The sequence below is a fragment of the Methylobacterium tarhaniae genome (assembly GCF_001043955.1).
Lineage (GTDB): Bacteria > Pseudomonadota > Alphaproteobacteria > Rhizobiales > Beijerinckiaceae > Methylobacterium > Methylobacterium tarhaniae.
In genome coordinates this window covers 1-1,104 of the sequence record NZ_LABZ01000387.1, presented here as the reverse complement: position 1 = coordinate 1,104, position 1,104 = coordinate 1, and the positions used below count along the sequence as shown (strand labels likewise).

At 67.1% G+C, this 1,104-nt stretch carries 1 protein-coding gene; it reads left to right on the top strand.

Translation table 11 applies throughout. From position 1 onward, the window contains the following. Positions 1 to 829, top strand: an 829-nt coding sequence (locus VQ03_RS30180) for an outer membrane protein (protein ID WP_157064330.1), incomplete at its 5' end; no start/stop codon positions are given. Positions 830 to 1,104 lie beyond the last annotated feature (275 nt).

Below are 1,104 nucleotides of genomic sequence, written 5' to 3'. Positions count from 1 at the left end.
CTGGCGCCGACATCACCCCGCCGGTACGAGTTCGCGGGCGGACTGGTACCTGCGGGGTGATGTCGGCGCCAGCATCTACACCCGTCCGAAGCTGTCGACCGTGCCGAGCCCGGACGTGGTCGACTATTACAACACCGATCTCGGCGGCGGGGGCTTCGCGGGTATCGGCCTCGGCTACCAGTTCAATTCCTGGCTACGCGGCGACGTGACCGGCGAGTACCGGTTCTCGAGCGGCTTCCGCACCAACGACCGCATCAAGTCGAACTACTCGACCTACGACGAGGTCGGCCTGCGCCGGGATCACCACGACAACACGTTCGAGACCACCAACGGCAACTATTCGGCCGCGGTGGTCCTGGTGAACGGCTACGCCGATCTCGGCACCTATTACGGCATCACGCCGTTCATCGGCGCAGGCGTCGGCGCGGCGTTCCACCACTTCTCCGGCCTGTCGGAGTCGAGCCTGATCACCGGCAGCTACACCTACGCCGATTATCCCGAGGCGGGCCCGTTCGGCTACCAGAACATCAGCGGTGGCACCTACAAGAACCAGACGAAGACGAACTTCGCCTGGGCGCTCCATGCCGGCCTGTCCTACGCCGTCACGCCGAACCTGAAGCTCGAACTGGCCTATCGCTACCTGAACCTCGGCGAGGCGAGCACCGGCGTGCTCAATTGCTTCTGCGGCAGCACCCTGACGCCGATCAAGGTCAAGGACATCGAGGCTCACGACATCAAGCTCGGCATGCGCTGGATGTTCGGCGCGCCGGTCGTGGCCGCCGCCTACGAGCCGCCGCCTCCCATGGTGCCGCTGGTGCGCAAGTACTGAGGCCTGCACGGCACTCCGGCGCTCGCCGCGCCGGAGGCGCAGCGATCGACGGTTAGGGTTAAGCCGCCGCTAACCTTCAGATGCAATTGTTGTTTATCGGGCCGATGGGCCCGCCGCGACACTCGCGAAGCACGCCCCGGCTGAGGAGCCGCAGGGGCAGGAAAGGGCGCCCTATGGCACGGTTCGGTCACTGCATCCCGGTCGCGGCCTTCGGGCTCGGCCTGCTCGGCGCGCCTGCGCTCGCCGCCGACCTGCTGCCCCCCCCACCGCCGCCC